Genomic DNA, 23,672 nt, shown 5'->3' on the forward strand with positions numbered 1-23,672 from the left:
TCGACTTCCACTATGAGTGCTCTTTCAAAGGAATGGTGCGCGGGCGCTCCAGCCAGGCGCCCTGGCCGTCGGGGACAATTTCGATGACATCGACCTGGGTGGCACTGATGGCGACGATGCGGCCATCGTTGCGCCCCAGGTAATCGCCGACTTTCAATCGATGCACCCCGCCCGCTCCGCGCAACAGCGCAAAGGAACCGGAGGCATTGGCGATCGTGCCGACCATCTCGAACTGCTCGATATTGAAGCCTTCAAGGTATTGCTTGACCCGGTTGGGGTCGGGTTTGACGTTGCGTGAACCGTGCCGCTGCCCGGCCAGATCGACGCGCACCTGCCGCGAAAACGGGCTGCGCAGATTCGCCGCGCTGTAAGTGAATGTCGGGTAAGACCGGAATGTCGGCGTTGGTTCAATCCGGCCGGCCGGGCGCAGACGCACTTCATTGAGATAAGCATCGAGATCACTGAAGTCATCGCTGCCACCGCAGCCCTGCAAAACCAGCAGAGCCATCGACAAGCCGAAAAAACGCAGCGGGGTCATTTCTGCAGCCCCTTGTCGTTATAACGGTAGGTCTTGGCGAGGATACTCATGCGCAGCTTAGGCCCGCCCTCGGGGTTGGCCGGTGCCAGTTCGAAATCATGCAGGGTGACAATACGCGGCAACCCGGCCACGCCGCTGACGAAGGTCGCGAGATCGTGATAGGCGCCGGTGACGGTGATCCGGATCGGCAGTTCGATGTAGAACGGCTGGGTGACTTCCGGCAGCAGCTTGATCTCCTCGAACTCCAGGCCGCTGCCCAGACCGGTTCGCGTGATGTCTTCCAGCAACCCTGGCACTTCGGTGTCGCTAGGCAATTGCCGCAGTAACACGCCGAAGGTGTTTTCCATCTCCTTCATCTGCTGGGTGTACAGCTCGAGATTGGCCGACAGACGCGCCTTGCTGGCGAACTGCTCCTTGAGGGTGAGCTCTTCTTCACGCTTGAGGTCGAGCTGATTCTCCATGTCGCTGATGAAAAAGTGATAGCCAAGCCCGAGCACCAACACCATCAAAAGCCCTGCGGCAATGACTTTTACCGCGGGCGGCCAGGAGCCGATGTTGCTGGTATCCAGATCGTTGAAGTCGACGCTGCGCAGGCTTTCGAGCCATCCGTTGGGTTTCATCGGTCGTCCTCCCCGGCCTTTGGCTGGGTTTGACGAACGGTCAGCTCGAAGGTGTTGGACTGTTCCAACTGATCGGCCGATGTCGCTTTCACCTCGTTCAGGCTCGGGGCGTCGAACCAGTCGGAGGCGTCGAGGTTGCGCATCAGCTCGGAAACCCGGTTGTTGGATTCCGCCGCGCCACTGATCGACAGGGTCTTGCCGACCATCTTCACGTCGGTGAAGTACACCCCGTCCGGGAGCGTGCGCGCCAATTGATCGAAGATCCGTCCGCTGAGCTGCCGGTTGCCCTGCAAGTCCTGGATGATGCGCATGCGTTCGACCAGTTGCTGGCGGCGCGCCTTGAGTTCGCTGATCTGCTTGATGCGCTCATCGACCTGGGCGATCTGCTTGCCGATGTAGTCGTTGCGCGCCGTTTGCCTTTCAATGGCAGCGCTGATGATCTGATCGGCGATCAGCACCGCGCCGACCGAGCCGACCAGCACGCCGATCAAGGCCAGCAGGAAGCGCTTGCGCCGTTCTTCGCGGCGCTCCTCGCGCCAGGGTAAAAGGTTGATCCGCGCCATCAGTCGAAACTCCTGAGCGCGAGCCCGCAAGCAATCATCAGCGCCGGCGCGTCGCTGGCCAGCGCCCCGGCATTGACCTTACTGCTCAGGGCCATGTCGGCAAACGGATTGGCGACCTGGGTCGGGGTGTTCAGGCGCTGTTCGATCAGGCGATCCAGGCCGGGCACCGAGGCTGTGCCGCCGGCCAGCAGAATATGGTCGACCGCGTTGTACTGGCCGGAAGCGAAGAAGAACTGCAACGAACGAGAGACTTGCTGTACCAGCGCCTCGCGAAACGGTTGCAAGACCTCGCTGATGTAATCGTCGGGCAGCCCGCCCTGCTTTTTCGCCAGCCCCGCCTGCTCGACAGTCAGGCCGTAGCGGCGCTGGATCTCTTCGGTGAGCTGGCGGCCGCCGAACAATTGCTCGCGGGTATAAATGATCTTGCCGTTGTGCAGGACACTGAGCGTGGTCATGGTCGCACCGATGTCCACCACCGCGACCGTGAGGCGTTCCTGGGAGGCGGCCAGTTGGGTCGCCAGCAGGCCGAACGAGCGCTCCAGCGCATAGGCTTCGACGTCCACCACGCGCGCGGTCAGCCCGGCAAGCGCCAGCGCTGCTTCACGCACCTCGACGTTTTCCTTGCGGCAGGCGGCCAACAGCACGCTGACCCGTTCCGGGTTGCGCGGCGACACGCCCTGGACTTCGAAGTCGATCGCGACTTCATCGAGCGGATAGGGAATGTATTGGTCGGCTTCGATCTTCAGCTGGTTTTCCAGCTCGTCGTCGGACAGCCCGGCGTCCATCTCGATGACCTTGGTGATGACCGCCGAACCGGCCACCGCCACCGCCACGCTTTTGAGACCCGTACGCGCCTTGACCAGCACCCGGCTCAGGGCCTGGCCCACGCCCTCGAGTTCGGCGATGTTCTTTTCGACCACGGCGCTGGCCGGCAACGGCTCCACCGCATAGGCCTCGACCCGGTAGCGATTGCCGTGGCGGCTCAGTTCCAGCAGCTTCACCGAGGTGGAACTGATGTCGATGCCCAGTAACGCGTTGGTCTTTTTCTTGAAGAGTCCCAGCACTACCAATTCCCTATGACTTTCCGTGAGTTACGGACTCTGTAATACGCATTGCGTTCCTTCACCCCCGCCTTGACAGAAGCGCCAATGACGCCCCCGGCGGAAAAGTGCTTATAATGCCCAGCGATTTTTTCCGCTTTTTACTGCCAGCGCCGGTCGTTTTGTGTGTAGCGCAACCCCGTCGCCAAATTCATTCTTTGCCCTGGATGTCCAAAAGCCTTGATTCGTCTGCTGAAATTTTTCGGTTGGTCCATCGTCGCCGTTTTCTGCGGACTGCTATTGAGTCTCAGCGGCGCGTTTCTTTACCTTAGTCCGGGTTTGCCGTCTGTGGAGGCGCTGAGAAGCATTCAGTTGCAGATTCCCCTGCGGGTCTACAGCAGCGACGACAAGTTGATCGCAGAGTTTGGCGAAATGCGCCGCACGCCGATCCGTTTCGCCGACATTCCGCCCAATTTCATTAATGCGTTACTAAGTGCTGAAGACGACAATTTCGCCAACCATTACGGCGTCGATCCAAGCAGCCTGATGCGCGCGGCGACCCAGTTGATCAAGAGCGGGCACATTCAGTCCGGCGGCAGCACCATCACCATGCAGGTGGCGAAAAACTTCTTCCTCACCAGCGAGCGCAGCTTCTCGCGCAAAACCACCGAAATTCTTCTGGCCCTGCAGATCGAGCGACAGCTGACCAAGGACGAGATCCTTGAGCTGTACGTCAACAAGATCTATCTGGGCAACCGCGCCTACGGCATCGAAGCGGCGGCGCAGGTGTATTACGGCAAGTCGATCCGTGACGTCAGCCTGGCGCAGATGGCAATGATTGCCGGCCTGCCGAAGGCACCGTCGCGCTTCAACCCCCTGGCCAACCCGGCACGCAGCAAAGAGCGCCGCGACTGGATCCTCGGGCGCATGTACAAACTGGGGAAAATCAGCGAAGCCGACTACACCGCCGCGATCAACGAGCCGCTGAACGCCAGCTACCACGTGCCGACTCCGGAAGTGAACGCGCCGTATATCGCTGAGATGGCCCGCGCCGAAATGGTCGGGCGCTATGGCAGCGACGCTTACACCGAAGGCTTCCGCGTCACCACCACGGTGCCGAGCAACCTGCAGGAAATGGCCAACACCGCGCTGCACGAAGGCTTGATGACTTACGACCAGCGTCACGGCTACCGTGGCCCCGAGTCGCGCCTGCCGGGCAAGACCCGCGAGGCCTGGGCCAGCGAATTGACCAAACAGCGCACCATCAGCAGCCTGGAACCGGCCATTGTCACTCAGGTCGACAAGGCCGGCCTGCAAGTGCTGACGCGTACCGGTGAAGAACACGTGGCTTGGGACACCATGAAATGGGCGCGACCCTTCCTCAACACCAACAGCATGGGTCCCAACCCGCGCCAGCCAGCCGATGTCGCGCAGGTCGGTGACCTGATTCGGGTGCAGCGCCAGAAGGACAACTCGCTCAAATTCAGCCAGATTCCGCAGGCCCAGGGAGCGCTGGTGTCGCTGGATCCGCAGAACGGCGCGATCCGCTCGCTGGTCGGCGGTTTCGCGTTCGAGCAGAGCAACTACAACCGCGCCATGCAGGCCAAGCGTCAGCCGGGCTCGAGCTTCAAGCCGTTCGTCTACAGCGCCGCGCTGGACAACGGCTACACCGCTGCCAGCCTGGTGAACGATGCGCCGATCGTGTTCGTCGACGAGTATCTGGACAAGGTCTGGCGGCCGAAGAACGACACCAACACCTTCCTCGGCCCGATCCGTCTGCGCGAGGCGCTGTACAAGTCGCGCAACCTGGTGTCGATCCGCTTGCTGCAAGCGATGGGCGTGGGCAAGACCATCGACTACATCACCCGCTTCGGCTTCAACAAGCAGGACTTGCCGCCGAACCTGTCGCTGGCACTGGGCACCGCGACGCTGACACCGATGGAAATCGCCACTGGCTGGAGTACGTTTGCCAACGGCGGCTACAAGATCACCCCGTACATCATCGACAAGATCGAAAGCCGCAACGGCGACACGCTGTTTGTCGCCAACCCGCCGACCGTACCGCAGGGCGGCTCGGCGACCGACGGCATCGCCGCACCGAACACCGAATCGTTCACGGTCAACGCCGCTCCGGTTGCGGGTGAAGCCGCGGACAGTCCAGCGGTGCCGCAAGCGCCAGCAGTGGCTGAACGCATCGTCGATGCGCGCACTACCTACATTCTCAACAGCATGTTGCAGGACGTGATCAAGCTCGGCACCGGCCGGCGCGCGCTGGCCATGGGCCGTAGCGATATCGCCGGCAAAACCGGTACGACCAACGAGTCGAAAGACGCCTGGTTCTCCGGTTACAACGCCGATTACGTGACCACGGTCTGGACCGGTTTCGACCAGCCGGAAAGCCTCGGTCGTCGTGAGTTCGGCGGCACCGTGGCGCTGCCGATCTGGATGAATTACATGTCCGCCGCGCTGAAAGACAAGCCGCCGCATGTGCAGCCTGAGCCGGAAGGTTTGCTCAGCCTGCGGGTGGATCCGGTCAGTGGCCGTGCAGCATCGCCGAGCACACCGGGCGCGTACTTCGAGCTGTTCAAGGCTGAAGACACGCCGCCATCGGTGAACGAGCTGGGCAATGGCGTAGTGCCGGGCAGTCCGTTGCCGGCGGATGAACAGGCGCCGATCGATTTGTTCTGATCCTGAACGACTGAAAAGCCCCGCCTTCGTGAGAAGTGCGGGGCTTTTTTATACCTGCCAGTTCATGTGCTGACTGATCTGGCGCCTTCGCGAGCAGGCTCGCTCCCACAGTGGAATGCGTTTCAAGGGGGGAGCGAGCCTGCTCGCGAAGAGGCCCTGAGGAGCACCACAAAACCCTCAGGCATAAAAAAGCCCCGACTCTCACAAGCCGGGGCTTTCGCTTGAAGCGTTACAACGGCTTAGCCGTTGAACACGTCATCCACGCTTTTCAGCGGGTAGTTCTTCGGATACGGCAGAGTAGCCACACCAGTCTCGATCGCGGCTTTGGCCACGGCGTCGGAGATCAGGGTGATCAGGCGCTTGTCCATTGGCTTCGGAATGATGTACTCACGGCCGAATTCCAGCGGTGCACCACCGTAGGCGTCGCACACGTCCTGTGGCACTGGCAGTTTGGCCAGTTCGCGCAGGGCGTTGGCCGCCGCCACTTTCATTTCTTCATTGATGCGCTTGGCGCGAACGTCCAGGGCACCGCGGAAAATGAACGGGAAGCCGAGCACGTTGTTGACCTGGTTCGGGTAGTCCGAACGGCCGGTGGCCATGATCACGTCGCTACGGGTTGCGTGCGCCAGTTCCGGGGAGATTTCAGGATCCGGGTTGGAGCAGGCGAACACGATCGGGTTCGCTGCCATCGACAGCAGGCCTTCGGCGCTCAGCAGGTTAGGGCCGGACAGACCGACGAACACGTCAGCGCCTGCCAGTGCGTCAGCCAGGGTGCGCTTTTCGGTAGCGTGGGCGAACACGGCTTTGTACTGGTTCAGGTCGTCACGGCCGGAGTGGATCACGCCGGTACGGTCAACCATGAAGATGTTTTCGATGCGAGCGCCCATGCTCACCAGCAACTTCATGCAGGAGATGGCGGCAGCACCGGCACCCAGGCAGACGATTTTCGCGTCTTGCAGGGTTTTGCCAGCGATTTCCAGGGCGTTGATCATGCCGGCAGCGGTCACGATCGCGGTGCCGTGCTGGTCGTCGTGGAATACCGGAATGTCGCACTGCTCGATCAGAGCACGTTCGATTTCAAAGCACTCAGGTGCCTTGATGTCTTCCAGGTTGATGCCGCCAAAGGTGATGGAGATGCGCTTGACGGTGTCGATGAAGGCTTGCGGGCTCTCCGAGTCGACTTCGATGTCGAACACGTCGATGCCAGCGAAGCGCTTGAACAGCACGCCTTTACCTTCCATCACAGGCTTGGAGGCCAATGGGCCGAGGTTGCCCAGGCCGAGAATCGCGGTGCCATCGGAAATGACTGCCACCAGGTTGCCCTTGCCGGTGTACTTGTAGGCCAGTTCAGGATCGCGGGCGATCTCACGCACTGGTTCAGCTACGCCGGGGCTGTAGGCCAGCGACAGGTCGCGGGCGGTAGCAGTGGCCTTGGTGAGCTCGACACTCAGCTTCCCCGGACGAGGATGGGCGTGATATTCGAGAGCGGCAGTTTTCAGATCAGACATTTTGGCATTCCGCTTTTTACTGTTGGACAGACTGGTCAGCGAGGATACGCGCCTCGCAAAGTCCCCACAAGACTGAGCGGTCACCCCTGTCAAGCGCCCGGCCCTACGACTTTGGGCCAAGAGCCACGGCGCACAAGGGCTTGACTGTTCACAATCGACTTAAAAAATGTCTACAATTTTTTCGTCAGCGCAAAACCTGCAACATTGCCGGATCGGTCAGCGGAAGCAGCCAGCGCGGCTGTCCCGTTTGTAATCCACCGCGCCGCGAACGATCGACCACCCAGCCGCGCGCCTCGATCTGCTTGCCTTTGAGGGCCTGAAGCCGGGCATTGTTGAATTGTCCGACCAGATTGGGTGCAACGCGCAATACAAGCGCATCGTGCATTTCGATCCAGATTCCGCCGCGATTGCGCTGGACCTTGCTCACACGACCACTGACCACGGCAAAACCCGAGCGCTGAATCTGCTGCGCTTTCAGTACAGGCGACTGGCGCCAGAGACCCAGACCGGCTTGCCGCGCACTGCGCTCAGCGGTCTGCTGGCAGGCAACCAGATCGACATTCGGCGCCACCGCGACCTGAAACCCAAGGCCATCGGCGAGCATTTGCGCCTCGAGGTTGGCGCCTTGCGCACTGTAAACATGCGCCAGGGTACGCCCGTAGTGATCTTTCGCCTGCTTGCCGGGCAGTAAACCGACGCGGCCGCCGCTGTCATCCACCAAGGCTTGCAGACGTTTGCGCGCCGCCATCGCGAATGGCTCGTCACTGCGGCCCTGCTTGCCCAGTTCCGGCGTGTTGAGGCCGATCATCCGCACGCTGCGACCATCGCTCAGGCGCAGCGTGTCGCCATCAACCACGCGCTGCACGCTGACACTGGTCAGCCCTGAGGGCGCTGGACAGAAGGCGTGCGCGCCGGACAGCCAAATCGCAGACACAAAAAAGGCGCCCGCAAGGGACGCCTTTTTCATCAGTCCGGAGAAGTCGAGACGACTTTCCAAAATGATCAGCCTCAGGCTTTTTTGCCGACGCCGAAAGTAGCGAAACGGTCTGCGAACTTCTGCACACGACCGCCGGTGTCCAGAGTCTTCTGCTTACCGGTGTAGAACGGGTGGCATTCGTTGCAAACGTCGATCGACAGGGCTTTGCCGAAGGTCGAACGAGTTTCGAACTTGTTACCGCAGCTGCAGGTAACAGCAATTTCCGGGTAGTTCGGATGGATATCGGCTTTCATGGTGTCTTCCTCAGGCTAGCGTGCCGCCACCCAACACTATTGTTGAATACCGCACGTAATTAGGCCGCGGATTCTACCAGACCTTTTCAATCACGCAAGCTGTCACCGAGACCGACCGTCTGCTAGGCTCCCGGCCTTGAACGTTCCCTTGTGGAAGCGGGCTTGCTCGCGAATGCAGTGTGTCAGACGCTGAAATGCTGACTGATACACCGCATTCGCGAGCAAGCCCGCTCCCACAGGAGATCTGCGCTCAGCCTTCCTTTTTATGTGTGTGAATGAGATCCCCCCGCGTGCCCGACGCCATTTTGCGCCTCGCCCTGCCTTCGCCCCTGCGCCGCCTGTTCGATTACCGGGCGCCGGCCGGCGTGCGGCGCGAGCAATTGCAGCCAGGCATGCGCCTGCGGGTGCCGTTCGGGCGGCGCGAGATGATCGGGATTCTGGTCGAGGTCACCGACACCAGCGAAGTGCCGGTGGAAAAACTCAAGCCGGCCCTGGCCCTGCTCGACGCGACGTCACCGCTGCCGTCGGCGCTGTTCAAGCTGTGCCTGTGGACCTCGCAGTATTACCAGCACAGCCTCGGCGACACCTTGAACTGGGCGCTGCCGGTGCTGCTGCGTCAGGGCGAGCTGGCCGAGGCCCGGCAGGAACGTTTCTGGTCGATTGCCCCCGGCGCCAGCGTCGACGACCCGCGAGTCGCCCGTGCGCCGCGCCAGCGTGAAGCCCTGACCACGCTGGCCCAGCACCCTCACGGTGTGGCTCATCAATTGCTGAGCAAACTGATGTTGAGCAAGGACAGCCTCGATCTGCTGCTGGACAAGGGGCTGGTGCAGGTAGAAATTCGCCGTCACGCCCCCGGCACGCGCCATGAACATTGGCTGGCGCAACCGGAACTGCCGCTCAACAGTGAACAACGTGCGGCGTATGAAGCTATTCGCGCCGGCTTCGACAGCTATCACGCGTTTCTGCTGGCTGGGGTCACCGGCAGCGGCAAGACCGAAGTCTATTTGCAGCTGATCCGCGAAACCCTCGAGGCCGGCAAGCAGGCGCTGGTGCTGATCCCGGAGATCAACCTCGGCCCGCAGACCCTGGCGCGCTTCGAGCAGCGTTTCAATGCGCGCATCGCCCTGCTGCACTCGGCGGTCAATGATCGCGAACGCCTTGAAGCCTGGCTTGCCGCCCGCGATGGCGAGGCCGACATTATTATCGGCACCCGCTCGGCACTGTTCACGCCGATGAAAAATCCCGGGCTGATCATCATCGACGAAGAGCACGATGGCTCCTATAAACAGCAGGAAGGTTTGCGCTACCACGCCCGCGATCTGGCGTTGGTGCGCGCACGCCAGGAAAACATCCCGATCGTGCTCGGTTCGGCGACGCCGTCGCTGGAAAGCCTGCACAACGCCTACACCGGTCGCTACGGCCTGCTGCGCCTGAACGAGCGCGCTGGCGGCGCCAAGCAACCGCGCTTCCTGCGTCTGGATGTGAAAAGCCGGCCGCTGGACAGCGGCATTTCCGGGCCGATGCAGCAAGCCATCGGCCAGACCCTCGCCAATGGCCAGCAAGTGCTGGTGTTTCTCAACCGACGCGGATTTGCCCCGACGTTGCTCTGCCACGATTGCGGCTGGATGTCCGAGTGCTCGCGTTGCGATGCGCGCATGACCGTGCATCAGCGCTACGGCGAACTGCGCTGCCACCACTGCGGCTATGTCGAGCGCACGCCGCGCCAGTGTCCGAAGTGCAACAAGGTCGATCTGCGGCCGGTGGGCGCCGGCACTGAACGCGCCGAGGAACGCCTGGCGATTCTGTTTCCCGATTACCCGGTGCTGCGCGTCGATCGCGACAGCACCTCGCGCAAAGACGCGATGAATCAGCTGTTCGCGACCATCCAGAAAGGCCAGCCATGCATTCTGGTCGGCACGCAGATGCTGGCCAAGGGGCACCACTTTCCACGGGTGACGCTGGTATCGATTCTGGATGCTGACGGCGGCCTGTTTTCCGGCGACTTCCGCGCCAGCGAGCGCATGGCGCAGTTGATCGTGCAGGTCGCCGGGCGCGCCGGACGGGCGGAAGAGCCGGGCAAAGTCATCATCCAGACGCATCTGGCCGATCACCCTTTATTGGTGCAACTGACCGAGCAGGGCTATTTCGCCTTTGCCGAGCAAGCGCTGAGCGAGCGCCGTGCCGCCGGGCTGCCGCCGTTTGCGCATCTGGCGCTGCTGCGCGCCGAAGCACACAAGCCGGGGCAGGCGGAGGGCTTTCTCGATGAAGCGTGCAGCGCGGCCGAGCGTTTGCTGGCCGAGCTGAATCTGAGCGCGATCGAGTTGCTCGGACCGGTGCCGGCGCCGATGGAGCGCCGCGCCGGGCGCTATCGTGCGCAGCTATTGTTGCAGGCGTCGGCGCGAGCACCGCTGCACCGGTTGCTGGCGAGTTGGTTGCTGCTACTCGAACAAATGCCGAGCGGGCGGGCGGTGCGCTGGTCGCTGGATGTCGATCCGGTGGATTTGTATTGAGCTGAAGATCGCCTTCGCGAGCAGGCTCGCTCCCACAATGGATCAACGCTGTACATCAGTTGTGTGTCGGGCACAAAACCCTGTGGGAGCGAGCCTGCTCGCGAAAGCGGACTTTTTGTCACCACATATCCACATCGTGCCTGCTAAGGTTGGCAAGCCCGTCTTCGCAACGGATAATGCCCAGTTTTTCCACCCGCGCACCGATGCGCCCGCCGCGCTTGCGGTCGAAAGAGAAGACCATGAAAGACACCATTCGCCAGCTGATCCAGCAAGCCCTCACCCAACTCGTCAACGAAGGTGTGTTGCCTGAAGGCCTGTCGCCGGCGATTCAGGTGGAGAACGCCCGCGACAAGACCCACGGCGACTTCGCCAGCAACATCGCAATGATGCTGGCCAAACCTGCGGGCATGAAGCCACGTGATCTGGCGGAAAAAATCATCGCCGCGCTGCCGGCTGACGAAAACGTCACCAAGGCCGAGATCGCCGGCCCGGGCTTCATCAACTTCTTCCAGAATACCCAGGCCCTGGCCGCGCGCCTCGACGCCGCCCTCGCCGATGCCCATGTCGGCGTGCGCAAGGCCGGCCCGGCGCAGCGCACCGTGGTCGACCTGTCGGCACCGAACCTGGCGAAAGAGATGCACGTTGGCCACTTGCGCTCGACCATCATCGGCGACGGTGTGGCGCGCGTACTCGAATTTCTCGGCGACGACGTGATCCGCCAGAACCACGTTGGCGACTGGGGCACCCAGTTCGGCATGTTGATGGCGTACCTGCAGGAAAACCCGATCACCAGCGACGAGCTGTCCGATCTGGAAAACTTTTACCGCGCCGCCAAGCAGCGTTTCGACGAGTCCGCAGAATTCGCCGACCGCGCCCGTGGCCTGGTGGTCAAGCTGCAGGCTGGCGATGCCGAATGCCTGGCGCTGTGGACCCGGTTCAAGGACATCTCGCTGTCGCACTGCCAGAAGATCTACGAACTGCTCAACGTCAAACTGACCATGGCCGACGTCATGGGCGAAAGCGCCTACAACGACGACCTGATCAACGTGGTCAACGACCTCAAGGCCGCGGGCATGCTGGTTGAAAGCAACGGTGCCCAGTGCGTGTTCCTCGACGAGTTCAAGAATGCCGATGGCGACCCGCTGCCAGTGATCATCGTCAAGGCCGATGGCGGTTACCTGTACGCCACCACAGACCTCGCGGCGGTGCGCTACCGCAGCGGCAAGCTGAAGGCCGATCGTGCGCTGTATTTCGTCGACCAGCGTCAGGCCCTGCACTTCCAGCAAGTGTTCGCCGTGGCGCGCAAGGCCGGTTTCGTCACCCATCCGATGGAAATGGAACACATGGGTTTCGGCACCATGAACGGCGCCGATGGCCGTCCGTTCAAGACGCGTGACGGCGGCACCGTGAAGCTGATCGACCTGCTGACCGAAGCGCAGGAGCGCGCCTACAGCCTGGTGAAAGAGAAAAACCCGACCCTGGCCGAAGACGAATTGCGCAACATCGCTAAGGTCGTCGGCATCGGCGCGGTGAAATACGCCGACCTGTCCAAGCATCGCACCAGCGACTACAGCTTCAACTTCGACCTGATGCTCAACTTCGAAGGCAACACCGCACCGTATCTGCTCTACGCCTACACCCGGGTGGCCGGCGTGTTCCGCAAACTGGGCAAGGATTTCAGCGAAGTCGAGGGACAGATCGTCCTCGAAGCAGAACACGAACACGAACTGGCGGCGAAACTGGCGCAGTTCGGCGAAGTGCTCAACAGCGTTGCCGAAAAAGGCACGCCGCACATTCTCTGCACCTACCTGTACGACGTTGCCGGCCTGTTCTCCAGCTTCTACGAGAACTGCCCGATCCTCGCCGCCGAGACCCCGGCGCAAATGCAGAGCCGCCTGCGCCTGGCCGCACTGACCGGTCGCACCCTCAAGCAAGGCCTGGAGCTGTTGGGTCTGGAAACTCTGGAGCGTATGTAAGTTGGCCGCCAAGAAAAAACCTGCACCCAAACGCGGCGCCAGCCGCTATCAGGCACCTGCGAAACAACCGATTCCGGGCTGGCTGTGGATGGCCATCGGCCTGACGGTCGGCGCGTTCATCGTGTTTCTGATGAAACTGGAACCGGGCAAGGGCAGCGATACCGTCAAGCGCGAGAAGGTCGAGCAGCAGCAGAAAGCGTCGAAGATCGCCGAGGCCAACAAGACCCCGCCGAGCCCGACGCAACCGGTCAAGCCGAAGTATGACTTCTACACCTTGCTGCCGGAGTCGGAAGTGATCGTGCCGCCGGACGCCGTGCCGGAGAAAACCCTGCCGACGCCTCAAGTGCCGGCGATCCCGACCACGCCAGTGACCCCGGCCGAAGCAGCGAAGATCGATACTGCACGGGCTCAGGCAGCCCTGGCCGGGATTACCCCGCCACCCGCGCCGCCGGTGAGCAAAGCGGCGCCGGTGACCAAGTTCTTCCTTCAGGCCGGTTCGTTCCGCAAGGAGACGGATGCTGACAAGGTCCGTGCGCAGATCATTCTGCTCGGCCAAACGGTGGCGGTAGAGTCCGGCACCGTCAAGGACGAGACCTGGTATCGCGTTCTGGTCGGGCCTTTCAGCAACCGTGAACAACTGACCACGGCGCAGAAACAACTGGCCGGTGCTGGCTTCAGCAACCTGTTGTTACAACAACGCCAGAGCCGCTGACTGTGGCGAGGGAGCTTGCTCCCGCTGGGGTGCGAAGCGCCCCTAAACCCTGTGAATTCGGGCATCAGACAGACCGCATCCGCTGAATTTGCGACTGCTGCGCAGCCGAGCGGGAGCAAGCTCCCTCGCCACAGGGACTTGCATCCCCTCACCACACCGCTCGTCCCCTCTGCCGCGCCATGGTTGAAATCCCTGTCACCACCCCCATATGAATGGGCATAAGGCACTTTCGCCCAGCTGTGTGGAGACTCTTCCCTTGACCACCATCGTTTCAGTCCGCCGCCACGGCAAAGTCGTCATGGGCGGCGACGGCCAGGTTTCTCTCGGCAACACCGTGATGAAAGGCAACGCGAAAAAAGTCCGTCGCCTGTACCACGGCCAGGTCATCGCCGGTTTCGCCGGGGCCACTGCCGACGCCTTCACCCTGTTCGAGCGTTTCGAAGGCCAGCTTGAAAAACATCAGGGCCACCTGGTCCGCGCCGCTGTCGAACTCGCCAAAGAATGGCGCACCGACCGCTCCCTGAGCCGCCTCGAAGCCATGCTCGCGGTCGCCAATAAAGACGCCTCGCTGATCATCACCGGCAACGGTGACGTGGTCGAACCCGAAGATGGCCTGATCGCCATGGGCTCCGGCGGCGCCTACGCACAGGCGGCGGCCAGCGCGCTGTTGAAAAAGACCGACCTGTCGGCTCGCGAAATCGTCGAAACCGCCCTCGGCATCGCCGGCGACATCTGCGTATTCACCAACCACACCCAGACCATTGAGGAGCAGGATCTCGCTGAATAAGCCTGTTGCGACCAATGTGCCACGGCTTGTTTCTGCTTGAGGACCGCCAATTATTATGTCCATGACTCCCCGCGAAATCGTCCACGAACTCAACCGCCACATCATCGGCCAGGACGATGCCAAGCGCGCCGTCGCGATTGCCCTGCGCAACCGCTGGCGCCGCATGCAACTGCCTGAAGAGCTGCGCGTTGAGGTGACCCCGAAAAACATCCTGATGATCGGCCCGACCGGTGTCGGTAAAACCGAGATCGCCCGGCGCCTGGCGAAACTGGCCAACGCACCGTTCATCAAGGTCGAAGCGACCAAGTTCACCGAAGTCGGTTACGTCGGCCGCGACGTCGAATCGATCATTCGTGATTTGGCTGACGCTGCGATCAAGATGCTTCGCGAGCAGGAAATGACCCGCGTGCGCCACCGCGCCGAAGACGCCGCCGAAGACCGCATCCTCGACGCGCTGCTGCCGCCGGCACGCATGGGCTTCAGTAATGAAGAAGCGCCGAGTTCCGATTCCAACACCCGTCAGCTGTTCCGCAAGCGCCTGCGCGAAGGTCAGCTGGATGACAAGGAAATCGAAATCGAAGTCGCTGAAGTGTCCGGCATCGAAATCGCCACGCCGCCGGGCATGGAAGAAATGACCAACCAGCTGCAGTCGCTGTTTGCCAACATGGGCAAGGGCAAGAAGAAGTCGCGCAAGCTCAAGGTCAAGGAAGCGCTGAAGCTGGTCCGCGACGAAGAGGCCGGGCGCCTGGTCAACGAAGAAGAGCTCAAAGCCAAGGCGCTGGAAGCCGTCGAGCAGCACGGCATCGTGTTCATCGACGAGATCGACAAGGTCGCCAAGCGCGGCAACGTCGGCGGTGCCGATGTCTCCCGTGAGGGCGTACAGCGCGATTTGCTGCCGCTGATCGAAGGCTGCACCGTCAATACCAAACTGGGCATGGTCAAGACCGACCACATCCTGTTCATCGCCTCCGGTGCGTTCCACCTGAGCAAGCCGAGCGATCTGGTGCCGGAGCTGCAAGGTCGTCTGCCGATTCGCGTCGAACTCAAGGCGCTGAGCCCGGAAGACTTCGAACGCATCCTCAGCGAACCGCACGCCTCGCTCACCGAGCAATACTGTGCGCTGTTGAAAACCGAGGGCCTGAACATCCAGTTCCAGCCCGAGGGCATCAAGCGTCTGGCGGAGATCGCCTGGCAGGTCAACGAGAAGACCGAGAACATCGGTGCCCGTCGCTTGCACACATTGCTTGAGCGTCTGCTCGAAGAGGTGTCGTTCAGTGCCGGCGATCTGGCCAGCGCCCATGACGACACGCCGATCCTGATCGACGCCGAGTACGTCAACAGCCACCTCGGCGAATTGGCGCAGAACGAAGACCTGTCCCGTTATATCCTGTAAGCCATACTTACAGCGGTAGCGGACCCTGTGGGAGCGAGCCTGCTCGCGAAGAGGTCGTGTCAGGCGGTATCAATGCCGTCTGACCCACCGTTTTCGCGAGCAGGCTCGCTCCCACATTTGAATCAGGGTCGCCCACACATCGGACGCCAGCCCATGAATCGAATCCCCACCGACATCAAACTGCACAAAGCCTCGAAAACCCTGACGCTCACCTACGCGTCCGGCGAGGAATTCACCCTGCCCGCCGAATTTCTGCGCGTGCATTCTCCCTCCGCCGAGGTCCAGGGCCACGGCAAACCGATCCTGCAATTCGGCAAGCTCAACGTGGGTTTGAGCAAGCTGGAACCGGCCGGCAACTACGCACTGAAACTGACCTTCGATGACGGGCATGACAGTGGCCTGTTCACTTGGGAATACCTCTACGAACTCGGCAAACGCCAGAACGAACTCTGGGACGATTATCTGGCCGAGCTGCGCGCCGCCGGAAAGTCCCGCGACCCGAACGAGTCATTCGTCAAGCTGATGCTCTAGGCCGTGGCTCTTGCTCTTTAGAGGGCATTTTCTAATTTCATCTGTTTGAATGCTGCGCTCATACGGCCCAGGATGGGCCGCTTGCGAAAAAAATTAAACTCGGGTAACCAATGGAGCTGGCAAGTTCCCTGCAGTGCTCTAAGCCTGTAAAGCAGCTATGCAGAATCAACGGTCACCCGAGCAGCAGTACCCGGCATTGGCTGTGGAACCGACAGCGCACACCGGGTACTCGTCTCAGGACAATGGAGCGTCGTAGATGAGTAACAAGAATAACGATGACCTGAAGTACCAAGCCTCGGAAAACACCCTGGGGCTTAATCCCGTCGTCGGGCTGCGCGGAAAGGATCTGCTGGCCTCTGCTCGCATGGTGCTCAAACAGGCCATCAGACAACCGATCCATAGCGTCAGGCACGTGACCCATTTCGGCCTCGAGCTGAAGAATGTGCTGCTCGGCAAATCCGCTCTGCAACCGGCCAGTGATGACCGCCGCTTTGCCGATCCGGCATGGAGCCAGAACCCGCTCTATAAACGTTATCTGCAAACCTATCTGGCCTGGCGCAAGGAACTCCACGCCTGGATCGATGACAGCAGCCTGTCACCGAAAGACATTGCTCGCGGGCACTTTGTCATCAACCTGATGACCGAAGCCATGGCCCCGACCAACACCGCCGCCAACCCGGCAGCCGTGAAACGCTTCTTCGAAACCGGCGGCAAGAGCCTGCTCGACGGCCTCTCGCATCTGGCCAAGGATCTGGTGCATAACGGCGGCATGCCGAGCCAGGTCAACATGGGCGCGTTCGAGGTCGGCAAGAGCCTGGGCGTGACCGAAGGCGCGGTGGTGTTTCGCAACGACGTGCTGGAACTGATCCAGTACCGACCGATCACCGAGCAGGTCCACGAGCGACCGCTGCTCGTGGTGCCGCCGCAGATCAACAAGTTCTACGTTTTCGACTTGAGCCCGGACAAGAGCCTGGCGCGCTTCTGCTTGCGCAACAACGTGCCGACGTTCATCGTCAGTTGGCGCAATCCGACCAAGGCCCAGCGCGAGTGGGGCCTGTCGACCTATATCGAGGCACTGAAAGAAGCCGTCGACGTGGTCAGCGCAATTACCGGCAGCAAAGACGTGAACATGCTCGGTGCCTGCTCCGGCGGCATTACCTGCACCGCCCTGCTCGGCCACTACGCGGCGCTGGGCGAGAACAAGGTCAATGCCCTTACGTTGCTGGTCAGTGTGCTCGACACGACGCTGGACAGCGACGTCGCGCTGTTTGTCGATGAGCAAACCCTGGAGACCGCCAAGCGCCACTCCTATCAGGCCGGCGTGCTCGAAGGCAAGGACATGGCCAAGGTCTTCGCCTGGATGCGCCCCAACGACCTGATCTGGAATTACTGGGTCAACAACTACCTGCTCGGCAACGAGCCGCCGGTCTTCGACATTCTGTTCTGGAACAACGACACCACGCGCCTGCCGGCGGCATTCCACGGCGACCTGATCGAGATGTTCAAAAACAACCCACTGATTCGCCCCAACGCACTGGAAGTGTGCGGCACGCCGATCGACCTCAAGCAGGTCACTGCCGACATCTTCTCGCTGGCCGGCACCAACGATCACATCACACCGTGGAAGTCCTGCTACAAGTCGGCGCAGCTGTTTGGCGGAAAAGTTGAATTTGTGCTGTCGAGCAGCGGCCATATCCAGAGCATTCTCAACCCGCCGGGCAATCCGAAATCGCGCTACATGACCGGCGAAGAAATGGCCGCGACGGCCGATGACTGGCAGGAGAACTCGACCAAACACACCGACTCCTGGTGGCTGCACTGGCAAGCCTGGCTGGCCGAACGCTCGGGCAACCTGAAAAAGGCCCCGACGAAACTGGGCAACAAGGCGTACCCGGCGGGCGAGGCTGCGCCGGGCACTTATGTACATGAGCGGTAACTGACACACCGCGTCCCCCCTTGTGGGAGCGGGCTTGCTCGCGAATACGGTGCATCAGTCGCCTTTGACAGCGACTGACACAACGCCTTCGCGAGCAAGCCCGCTCCCACAGGGGCCTGCGGTGAATTGAGATTGATACAGGGCCTGACGCATGCCGCAACCGTTCATATTCCGCACCGTCGATCTGGATGGCCAGACCCTCCGCACGGCGGTACGCCCGGGCAAGCCGCACTTGACGCCCTTGCTGATTTTCAACGGCATCGGCGCCAACCTGGAGCTGGTGTTTCCGTTTGTCGCGGCGCTGGACCCGGATCTGGAAGTGATCGCCTTCGACGTGCCCGGTGTCGGCGGATCGTCGACACCGAATCGGCCGTATCGTTTTCCCGGGCTGGCCAAGCTGACGGCACGCATGCTCGACTACCTCGATTATGGCCAGGTCAACGTGATCGGTGTGTCGTGGGGCGGCGCGCTGGCGCAGCAGTTTGCCTACGACTACCCCGAGCGCTGCAAGAAACTGGTGTTGGCCGCGACTGCCGCCGGTGCGGTGATGGTGCCGGGCAAGCCGAAGGTGCTGTGGATGATGGCCAGTCCGCGGCGCTATATCCAACCGTCCCACGTGATCCGCATCGCGCCGTTGATCTACGGCGGTTCGTTCCGCCGCGATCCGACCCTGGCGGCCAGCCACGCGGCAAAAGTGCGCTCGGCGGGCAAGCTCGGTTACTACTGGCAACTGTTCGCAGGCCTGGGCTGGACCAGCATCCACTGGCTGCACAAGATCCATCAGCCGACGCTGGTGCTGGCCGGCGATGACGATCCGCTGATTCCGCTGATCAACATGCGCTTGCTTGCCTGGCGCATTCCCAATGCGCAATTGCACGTCATCGACGACGGTCACTTGTTCCTGATCACCCGCGCCGAAGCCGTGGCGCCGATCATCATGAAATTTCTCCAGGAGGAGCGGCAGCGCGCCGTGATGCACCCGCATCCGACATCGCTGGGCGGGTAACCGCTGCGGCAGGCTTTATGCAGGACGTTTTACACGCCAGCGCGGCAGGACGCCGCGCAGGCAGCAACCCGCAACAGCGTCTATGGTGTTCTGGTTCGGCGCGTTTGTTTTTGGCCTGAAGACGAAGGAGTGTTGAGTCATGCGTGACAAACCAGCGACGGGCGTGGTGCCCAGCCCCGCCGTGTTCATCAACGCCCAAAGTGCGATCGCCGGCCTGCGCGGTCGGGATCTGCTCTCGACTTTGCGCAGTGTTGCTGCCCATGGCCTGCGCAACCCGGTCCACAGCGCCAGGCATGCGCTGAAACTTGGCGGCCAGCTGGGCCGCGTGCTGCTCGGCGAAACCCTGCACCCGACCAACCCGAACGACAGCCGCTTTGCCGATCCGGCCTGGAGCCTGAACCCGTTTTACCGGCGCAGCCTGCAAGCGTATCTGGCCTGGCAGAAGCAAGTGAAAAGCTGGATCGACGACAGCGACATGAACCCTGACGACCGTGCCCGCGCGCACTTCGCCTTCACTCTGCTCAACGATGCCGTCGCGCCGTCCAACACACTGCTCAACCCATTGGCGGTCAAGGAGCTGTTCAATTCAGGCGGCCACAGCCTGGTCCGTGGCCTCAGCCATCTGTTCGATGACTTGCTGCACAATGATGGTCTGCCGAGGCAGGTGACGCGACAGGCTTTCGAGGTCGGCAAAACGGTCGCGACCACCCCCGGGGCCGTGGTGTTTCGCAACGAACTGCTCGAGCTGATCCAGTACCGGCCGATGAGCGAAAAGCAGTACGCCAAGCCGCTGCTGGTGGTGCCGCCGCAAATCAACAAGTACTACATTTTTGACCTGAGCCCGCACAACAGCTTCGTCCAGTACGCCCTGAAAAACGGTCTGCAGACATTCATGATCAGTTGGCGCAATCCCGATGTGCGACACCGTGAGTGGGGCCTGTCGAGCTACGTCGAAGCGGTGGAAGAAGCGATGAACATCTGCCGGGCGATTACCGGCGCGCGCGAGGTCAACCTGATGGGCGCCTGTGCCGGAGGCCTGACCATCGCCGCCCTGCAAGGGCATCTGCAGGCCAAGCGGCAACTGCGTCGCGTCGCCAGTGCCACTTATCTGGTCAGCCTGCTCGACAGCCAGATCGAAACGCCGGCCACGCTGTTTGCCGACGAGCAAACCCTCGAAGCCGCCAAGCGTCGCTCTTACCAGAAGGGCGTGCTCGACGGTCGCGACATGGCCAAGGTCTTTGCCTGGATGCGCCCCAACGACCTGATCTGGAGCTATTTCGTCAACAACTACCTGCTGGGCAAAGAGCCGCCGGCCTTCGACATTCTCTACTGGAACAATGACAACACCCGCCTGCCCGCGGCGTTTCATGGCGATCTGCTGGACTTCTTCAAGCACAACCCACTGACCCATCCGGGCGGCCTGGAGGTCTGCGGCACCCCGATCGATCTGCAGAAGGTCACTGTCGACAGCTTCAGCGTCGCCGGCATGAACGACCACATCACGCCGTGGGACGCGGTGTACCGCTCGACCCTGCTGCTCGGCGGCGACCGCCGCTTTGTGCTGTCCAACAGCGGCCACGTGCAGAGCATCCTCAATCCGCCGAGCAATGCAAAAGCCGCGTACGTCGAGAACGGCAAGCTGAGCAGCGATCCGCGGGCCTGGTACTACGATGCCCGACACGTCGACGGCAGCTGGTGGCCGCAGTGGCTGGAATGGGTGCAGCAACGCGCAGGCAGCCAGCACGAAACCCGGACGACCCTCGGCAACCCGAACTATCCACCGATGGAGGCTGCGCCCGGCACTTACGTGCATGTGCGTTGATGCTCAAGCGAACTTTTCTAAGAAGACTGGATGAAAACCCGCGACCGGATTCTCGAATGTGCTTTGCAATTGTTCAACGAAAAGGGCGAGCCGAACGTTTCCACCATGGAAGTGGCCAACGAAATGGGCATCAGCCCGGGCAACCTCTACTACCACTTCCACGGCAAGGAGCCGCTGATTCTCGGTCTGTTCGAACGCTTTCAGCTGGAACTGACGCCGTTGCTCGACCCGCCGCCGGAGGTCGAACTGGCGCCGGAGGATTACTGGCTGTTTCTGCATTTGATCGTCGAGCGGCTGGCGCAGTACCGCTTCCTGTTTCAGGACCTGTCAAACCTCGCCGGACGCTTGCCTAAACTGGCCAAGGGCATCCGCCATTTGCTCAATGCGTTGAAGAGGACGCTGGCGTCGTTGCTGGCAAGGTTGAAGGCTTCCGGGCAGTTGGTCAGCGATACTCAGGCATTGGGGCAACTGGTGGAGCAGATCACGTTGACGCTGCTGTTCTCCCTGGACTACCAGCGAATTCTCGACCGTGCGGGGGAAGTCAGGCTGGTGGTGTACCAGATCATGATGCTGGTGGCGCCGCATCTATTGCCGCCGGTCAAGGTAGCGACTGAGCGGATGGCGCTGCAATACCTTGAGGATCACGACTGAACGGTACTACGTTGCGATGATTATCCAATGTGGGAGCGAGCTTGCTCGCGAATGCGGTATGTCATCCGGCAACTCAATTGCCTGAACGGACGCCTTCGCGAGCAAGCTCGCTCCCACAGGGATTTGCGGTGATAGTGAGATGCACGAAAAACGCCCGACCTTCACAGGCCGGGCGTTTTGTTTTGCTCTGAAGCGTCAGGACTGACTGGTTGGCGTCGACGGTGTCGAAGTTGCAGTCGGGGTAGCCGCCGGGGTCGGAGCCGAAACGGAGTTCGACGCGCTGGCCGCCGCTGTCGGAGCAGCCGATGGCGTGGCGGTCGGTTTCGGCGCAGCGGTTTTCGGCGCGGCCGGTTTTTTCACAGCAGGTTTTTTCGCCGCAGCCGGTTTCGCTGCAGGCTTCGCAGCAGGCTTGGCGGCCGCGGTTTTCACTGCTGGCTTGGCCGCTGGTTTCGCTGCAGTTTTAGCCGCAGTTTTAGCCGCAGGTTTAGCGGCCGGTTTCGCAGCGGTTTTGGCCGCGGCCGGTTTGGCTGCTGCCTTGACCGCAGGCTTGGCAGCGGCAGTTTTGGACGCCGGCTTGGCCGCCACTTTCACAGCAGGTTTAGCCACCGCTTTGGCCAACGGCTTGACTGCGGTTTTCACCGCAGGTTTGACCGCTGCCGTTTTAGTGGCCGGTTTTGCCGCAGCGGTTTTCGCCGCCACAGGCTGCGCTTTCAGACCGGTGAGTTTTTCGATCTGTCTGGTCAGCGTGTCGACCTTGGCATTGAGTGCCTTGACCTCGTTGCGGCTCGGTACGCCAAGGCGCGAGATCGCGCTGTTCAGGCGCTTGTCGAAAGCCCCCTCCAGCTCGTCCCACTTGCCCAGGGCGCGGTCTTTCACGCCGCTGATGCGCGACTTGGCCGACGTCGTCGAGTCCTCGACTTTCTTGCCGACGGCGGACTTGGTGAGCTTCTCGGCTTTCTCGCCGTCTTTGACCAATGCATCGAAGAGCTTGGTGCCGTCAGAGTCGATCTTCGAGTACACGCCTAAACCCGCCAGCCAGATTTTTCGGGAGTAGTCTTCGACCTTCCCGATCCACGAGCTGCCTTCTTTATCGGTGTTCTTTTTACCAGCCATCCCGTTCTCCTTAAGATTTACGCGCGACGCGTTCGAGCAATGCCGTCAGCTCATCGAGCTTAGCAGAGAGTGTCTCAACGTCATGTTTAGACGGAATGCCGATACGATTCAAGGCGCTTGCCACACGGTTGTCGAAGGCCTTCTCGACCTTGTCCAGTTGCACCTCGACGCGACCTTTGAACGAACTGACCTGAGTGGCGGCTTCATCGATCTCGGCATTGGCTGCGACGAGTTTTTCGGTAACGGCTTTTTTGCCTTTCTTTTCAACCGCTTGACCGGCCTTGATCAGCTCCTGGAAGTACTCGCTGCCCTCTTGCCCGACCTTGGCGTAGGCCCCCAGGCCTGCCAGCCAGATCTTGCGGGCATAGGATTTGACGTCGCTTACAGTGGAGGTCGGAGCGTCGATTTTTTTCTTCAGAATAACTTTGGCCATGGTGCACCTCACGCGCAGAAGGATTGAGGAACTGCCCGCGAACGTGTCGGGCTGAGGCACAAAGTAGGTCGAAAAATTAGAAAGGGCACCCTAACCAGCGGGATGACCCTAAAACCAATAATGTAGGAGTGAGCCTGCTCGCGATGGCGGTGTGTCAGTCGACATCATTCTTGACTGATACATCGCCATCGCGAGCAGGCTCACTCCTACAGGGGATCGCGTTTCACAAGAGGATCAGGCCAGGGCTTTATCCAGCGCTTTCTCGATCTCGGCTTTGATCATGCCGCTCATGGCCGACATCATCAGGCCCAGCTCGACGTCGACCTTGATCGAATCGTCCGCCACGTGCACTTCACCTTTCACGCCCGAACGTTTGAGGTTGAGGGTGTCGCCCGACCACTGCGGCTCCAGGCCGTACTGATCTTTCAGCTTTGCGGCGAGTTTTTCGGCTTTCTCGCGGGCGGCTTCCTTGCCCAGGCTGTGCGCACGCTCAACACTGATTTTGGCCATTGGATGACTCCTGATTGATGAGTATCTGTCGGTAAATCTTGACCGCGGCTGCGGCAAATCGTCCCGAAGGTCGACCATCTTACCTTTAGCCACTCCAAGACAAAG

At 61.2% G+C, this 23,672-nt stretch carries 22 protein-coding genes; 11 read left to right on the top strand and 11 right to left on the bottom strand.

Features of this window, described 5'->3' with window-relative positions; genetic code table 11:
- Window positions 1–10: 10 nt before the first annotated feature.
- The 4 genes from HU755_RS09505 to HU755_RS09520 are packed head-to-tail and all read right to left on the bottom strand — an operon-like array spanning window position 11 to window position 2,785.
- Entirely contained in the window at window positions 11–538 is a 528-nt protein-coding gene (locus HU755_RS09505) for a pilus assembly protein PilP (RefSeq protein ID WP_186631892.1), read from the bottom strand.
- On the bottom strand, window positions 535–1,158 hold the full coding sequence (gene pilO / locus HU755_RS09510) for a type 4a pilus biogenesis protein PilO (protein WP_186631894.1): 624 nt from the start codon (window positions 1,156–1,158) through the stop codon (window positions 535–537). The genes HU755_RS09505 and pilO overlap by 4 nt, the downstream gene beginning before the upstream one ends.
- On the bottom strand, window positions 1,155–1,721 hold the full coding sequence (locus tag HU755_RS09515; protein WP_186631897.1) for a PilN domain-containing protein: 567 nt from the start codon (window positions 1,719–1,721) through the stop codon (window positions 1,155–1,157). Before HU755_RS09515 ends, pilO begins: the two co-directional genes overlap by 4 nt.
- Window positions 1,721–2,785 (bottom strand): pilus assembly protein PilM, encoded by a 1,065-nt coding sequence (locus HU755_RS09520; RefSeq protein WP_186549543.1) that lies wholly within the window; start codon window positions 2,783–2,785, stop codon window positions 1,721–1,723. Before HU755_RS09520 ends, HU755_RS09515 begins: the two co-directional genes overlap by 1 nt.
- A gap of 216 nt (window positions 2,786–3,001) precedes the next feature.
- Here HU755_RS09520 and HU755_RS09525 point away from each other — a divergent pair, with 216 nt between their 5' ends.
- Complete coding sequence (locus HU755_RS09525) at window positions 3,002–5,449, top strand: penicillin-binding protein 1A (protein ID WP_186631899.1); 2,448 nt, start codon at window positions 3,002–3,004, stop codon at window positions 5,447–5,449.
- 239 nt (window positions 5,450–5,688) lie between these two features.
- On the opposite strand, the gene HU755_RS09530 is transcribed toward HU755_RS09525, so the two are convergent.
- The 3 genes from HU755_RS09530 to rpmE form a co-directional block, all read right to left on the bottom strand.
- Window positions 5,689–6,957, bottom strand: coding sequence for a malic enzyme-like NAD(P)-binding protein (locus tag HU755_RS09530; RefSeq protein WP_186552136.1), 1,269 nt, complete (start codon window positions 6,955–6,957; stop codon window positions 5,689–5,691).
- Window positions 6,958–7,141: 184 nt separating this feature from the next.
- Window positions 7,142–7,924: a thermonuclease family protein gene (locus HU755_RS09535; protein ID WP_186632257.1), complete on the bottom strand. Its 783-nt coding sequence runs from the start codon at window positions 7,922–7,924 to the stop codon at window positions 7,142–7,144.
- Between the two features lie 41 nt (window positions 7,925–7,965).
- Window positions 7,966–8,187: a 50S ribosomal protein L31 gene (gene rpmE, locus HU755_RS09540; protein ID WP_186619635.1), complete on the bottom strand. Its 222-nt coding sequence runs from the start codon at window positions 8,185–8,187 to the stop codon at window positions 7,966–7,968.
- Window positions 8,188–8,477: 290 nt separating this feature from the next.
- Between rpmE and HU755_RS09545 the strand changes: the two genes are divergently transcribed.
- On the top strand, window positions 8,478–10,697 hold the full coding sequence (locus HU755_RS09545) for a primosomal protein N' (RefSeq protein ID WP_186631902.1): 2,220 nt from the start codon (window positions 8,478–8,480) through the stop codon (window positions 10,695–10,697).
- Window positions 10,698–10,815: 118 nt separating this feature from the next.
- On the opposite strand, the gene HU755_RS27680 is transcribed toward HU755_RS09545, so the two are convergent.
- The gene (locus tag HU755_RS27680) at window positions 10,816–10,938 is read right to left on the bottom strand and encodes a hypothetical protein (protein WP_272977625.1); all 123 of its coding nucleotides are present in this window, start codon (window positions 10,936–10,938) and stop codon (window positions 10,816–10,818) included.
- On the opposite strand from HU755_RS27680, the gene argS reads away from it, so the two are divergent.
- From argS to HU755_RS09590, 9 genes are all read left to right on the top strand, one after another.
- Window positions 10,937–12,673 carry an arginine--tRNA ligase gene (gene argS, locus HU755_RS09550; protein ID WP_186552139.1) on the top strand — a complete coding sequence of 579 codons (1,737 nt, stop codon included), beginning with the start codon at window positions 10,937–10,939 and terminating at the stop codon, window positions 12,671–12,673. The genes HU755_RS27680 and argS overlap by 2 nt on opposite strands.
- 1 nt (window position 12,674) lies before the next feature.
- Window positions 12,675–13,385 carry an SPOR domain-containing protein gene (locus HU755_RS09555; protein ID WP_186619638.1) on the top strand — a complete coding sequence of 237 codons (711 nt, stop codon included), beginning with the start codon at window positions 12,675–12,677 and terminating at the stop codon, window positions 13,383–13,385.
- Window positions 13,386–13,641: 256 nt separating this feature from the next.
- Window positions 13,642–14,172, top strand: coding sequence for an ATP-dependent protease subunit HslV (hslV, locus tag HU755_RS09560; RefSeq protein WP_003186641.1), 531 nt, complete (start codon window positions 13,642–13,644; stop codon window positions 14,170–14,172).
- Between the two features lie 55 nt (window positions 14,173–14,227).
- Complete coding sequence (gene hslU / locus HU755_RS09565; RefSeq protein ID WP_186552141.1) at window positions 14,228–15,565, top strand: ATP-dependent protease ATPase subunit HslU; 1,338 nt, start codon at window positions 14,228–14,230, stop codon at window positions 15,563–15,565.
- 153 nt (window positions 15,566–15,718) lie between these two features.
- Window positions 15,719–16,096 carry a gamma-butyrobetaine hydroxylase-like domain-containing protein gene (locus HU755_RS09570; RefSeq protein ID WP_133337328.1) on the top strand — a complete coding sequence of 126 codons (378 nt, stop codon included), beginning with the start codon at window positions 15,719–15,721 and terminating at the stop codon, window positions 16,094–16,096.
- 256 nt (window positions 16,097–16,352) lie between these two features.
- Complete coding sequence (phaC, locus tag HU755_RS09575) at window positions 16,353–18,032, top strand: class II poly(R)-hydroxyalkanoic acid synthase (protein WP_186631905.1); 1,680 nt, start codon at window positions 16,353–16,355, stop codon at window positions 18,030–18,032.
- Window positions 18,033–18,183: 151 nt separating this feature from the next.
- The gene (gene phaZ / locus HU755_RS09580) at window positions 18,184–19,038 is read left to right on the top strand and encodes a poly(3-hydroxyalkanoate) depolymerase (protein ID WP_186552143.1); all 855 of its coding nucleotides are present in this window, start codon (window positions 18,184–18,186) and stop codon (window positions 19,036–19,038) included.
- A gap of 139 nt (window positions 19,039–19,177) precedes the next feature.
- Window positions 19,178–20,860 (top strand): class II poly(R)-hydroxyalkanoic acid synthase, encoded by a 1,683-nt coding sequence (gene phaC, locus HU755_RS09585; RefSeq protein ID WP_186631908.1) that lies wholly within the window; start codon window positions 19,178–19,180, stop codon window positions 20,858–20,860.
- Between the two features lie 30 nt (window positions 20,861–20,890).
- Window positions 20,891–21,511 (top strand): TetR/AcrR family transcriptional regulator, encoded by a 621-nt coding sequence (locus tag HU755_RS09590; protein WP_186552145.1) that lies wholly within the window; start codon window positions 20,891–20,893, stop codon window positions 21,509–21,511.
- Window positions 21,512–21,706: 195 nt separating this feature from the next.
- On the opposite strand, the gene HU755_RS09595 is transcribed toward HU755_RS09590, so the two are convergent.
- The 3 genes from HU755_RS09595 to HU755_RS09605 form a co-directional block, all read right to left on the bottom strand.
- The gene (locus HU755_RS09595; RefSeq protein WP_186631911.1) at window positions 21,707–22,624 is read right to left on the bottom strand and encodes a phasin family protein; all 918 of its coding nucleotides are present in this window, start codon (window positions 22,622–22,624) and stop codon (window positions 21,707–21,709) included.
- Between the two features lie 10 nt (window positions 22,625–22,634).
- Window positions 22,635–23,057 (bottom strand): phasin family protein, encoded by a 423-nt coding sequence (locus tag HU755_RS09600; protein WP_186552147.1) that lies wholly within the window; start codon window positions 23,055–23,057, stop codon window positions 22,635–22,637.
- 234 nt (window positions 23,058–23,291) lie between these two features.
- Window positions 23,292–23,567 (bottom strand): polyhydroxyalkanoic acid system family protein, encoded by a 276-nt coding sequence (locus HU755_RS09605; protein WP_186552148.1) that lies wholly within the window; start codon window positions 23,565–23,567, stop codon window positions 23,292–23,294.
- Window positions 23,568–23,672 lie beyond the last annotated feature (105 nt).

It is taken from the genome of Pseudomonas sp. SWRI111 (genome assembly GCF_014268555.1).
Classification (GTDB): Bacteria; Pseudomonadota; Gammaproteobacteria; order Pseudomonadales; family Pseudomonadaceae; genus Aquipseudomonas; species Aquipseudomonas hamedanensis.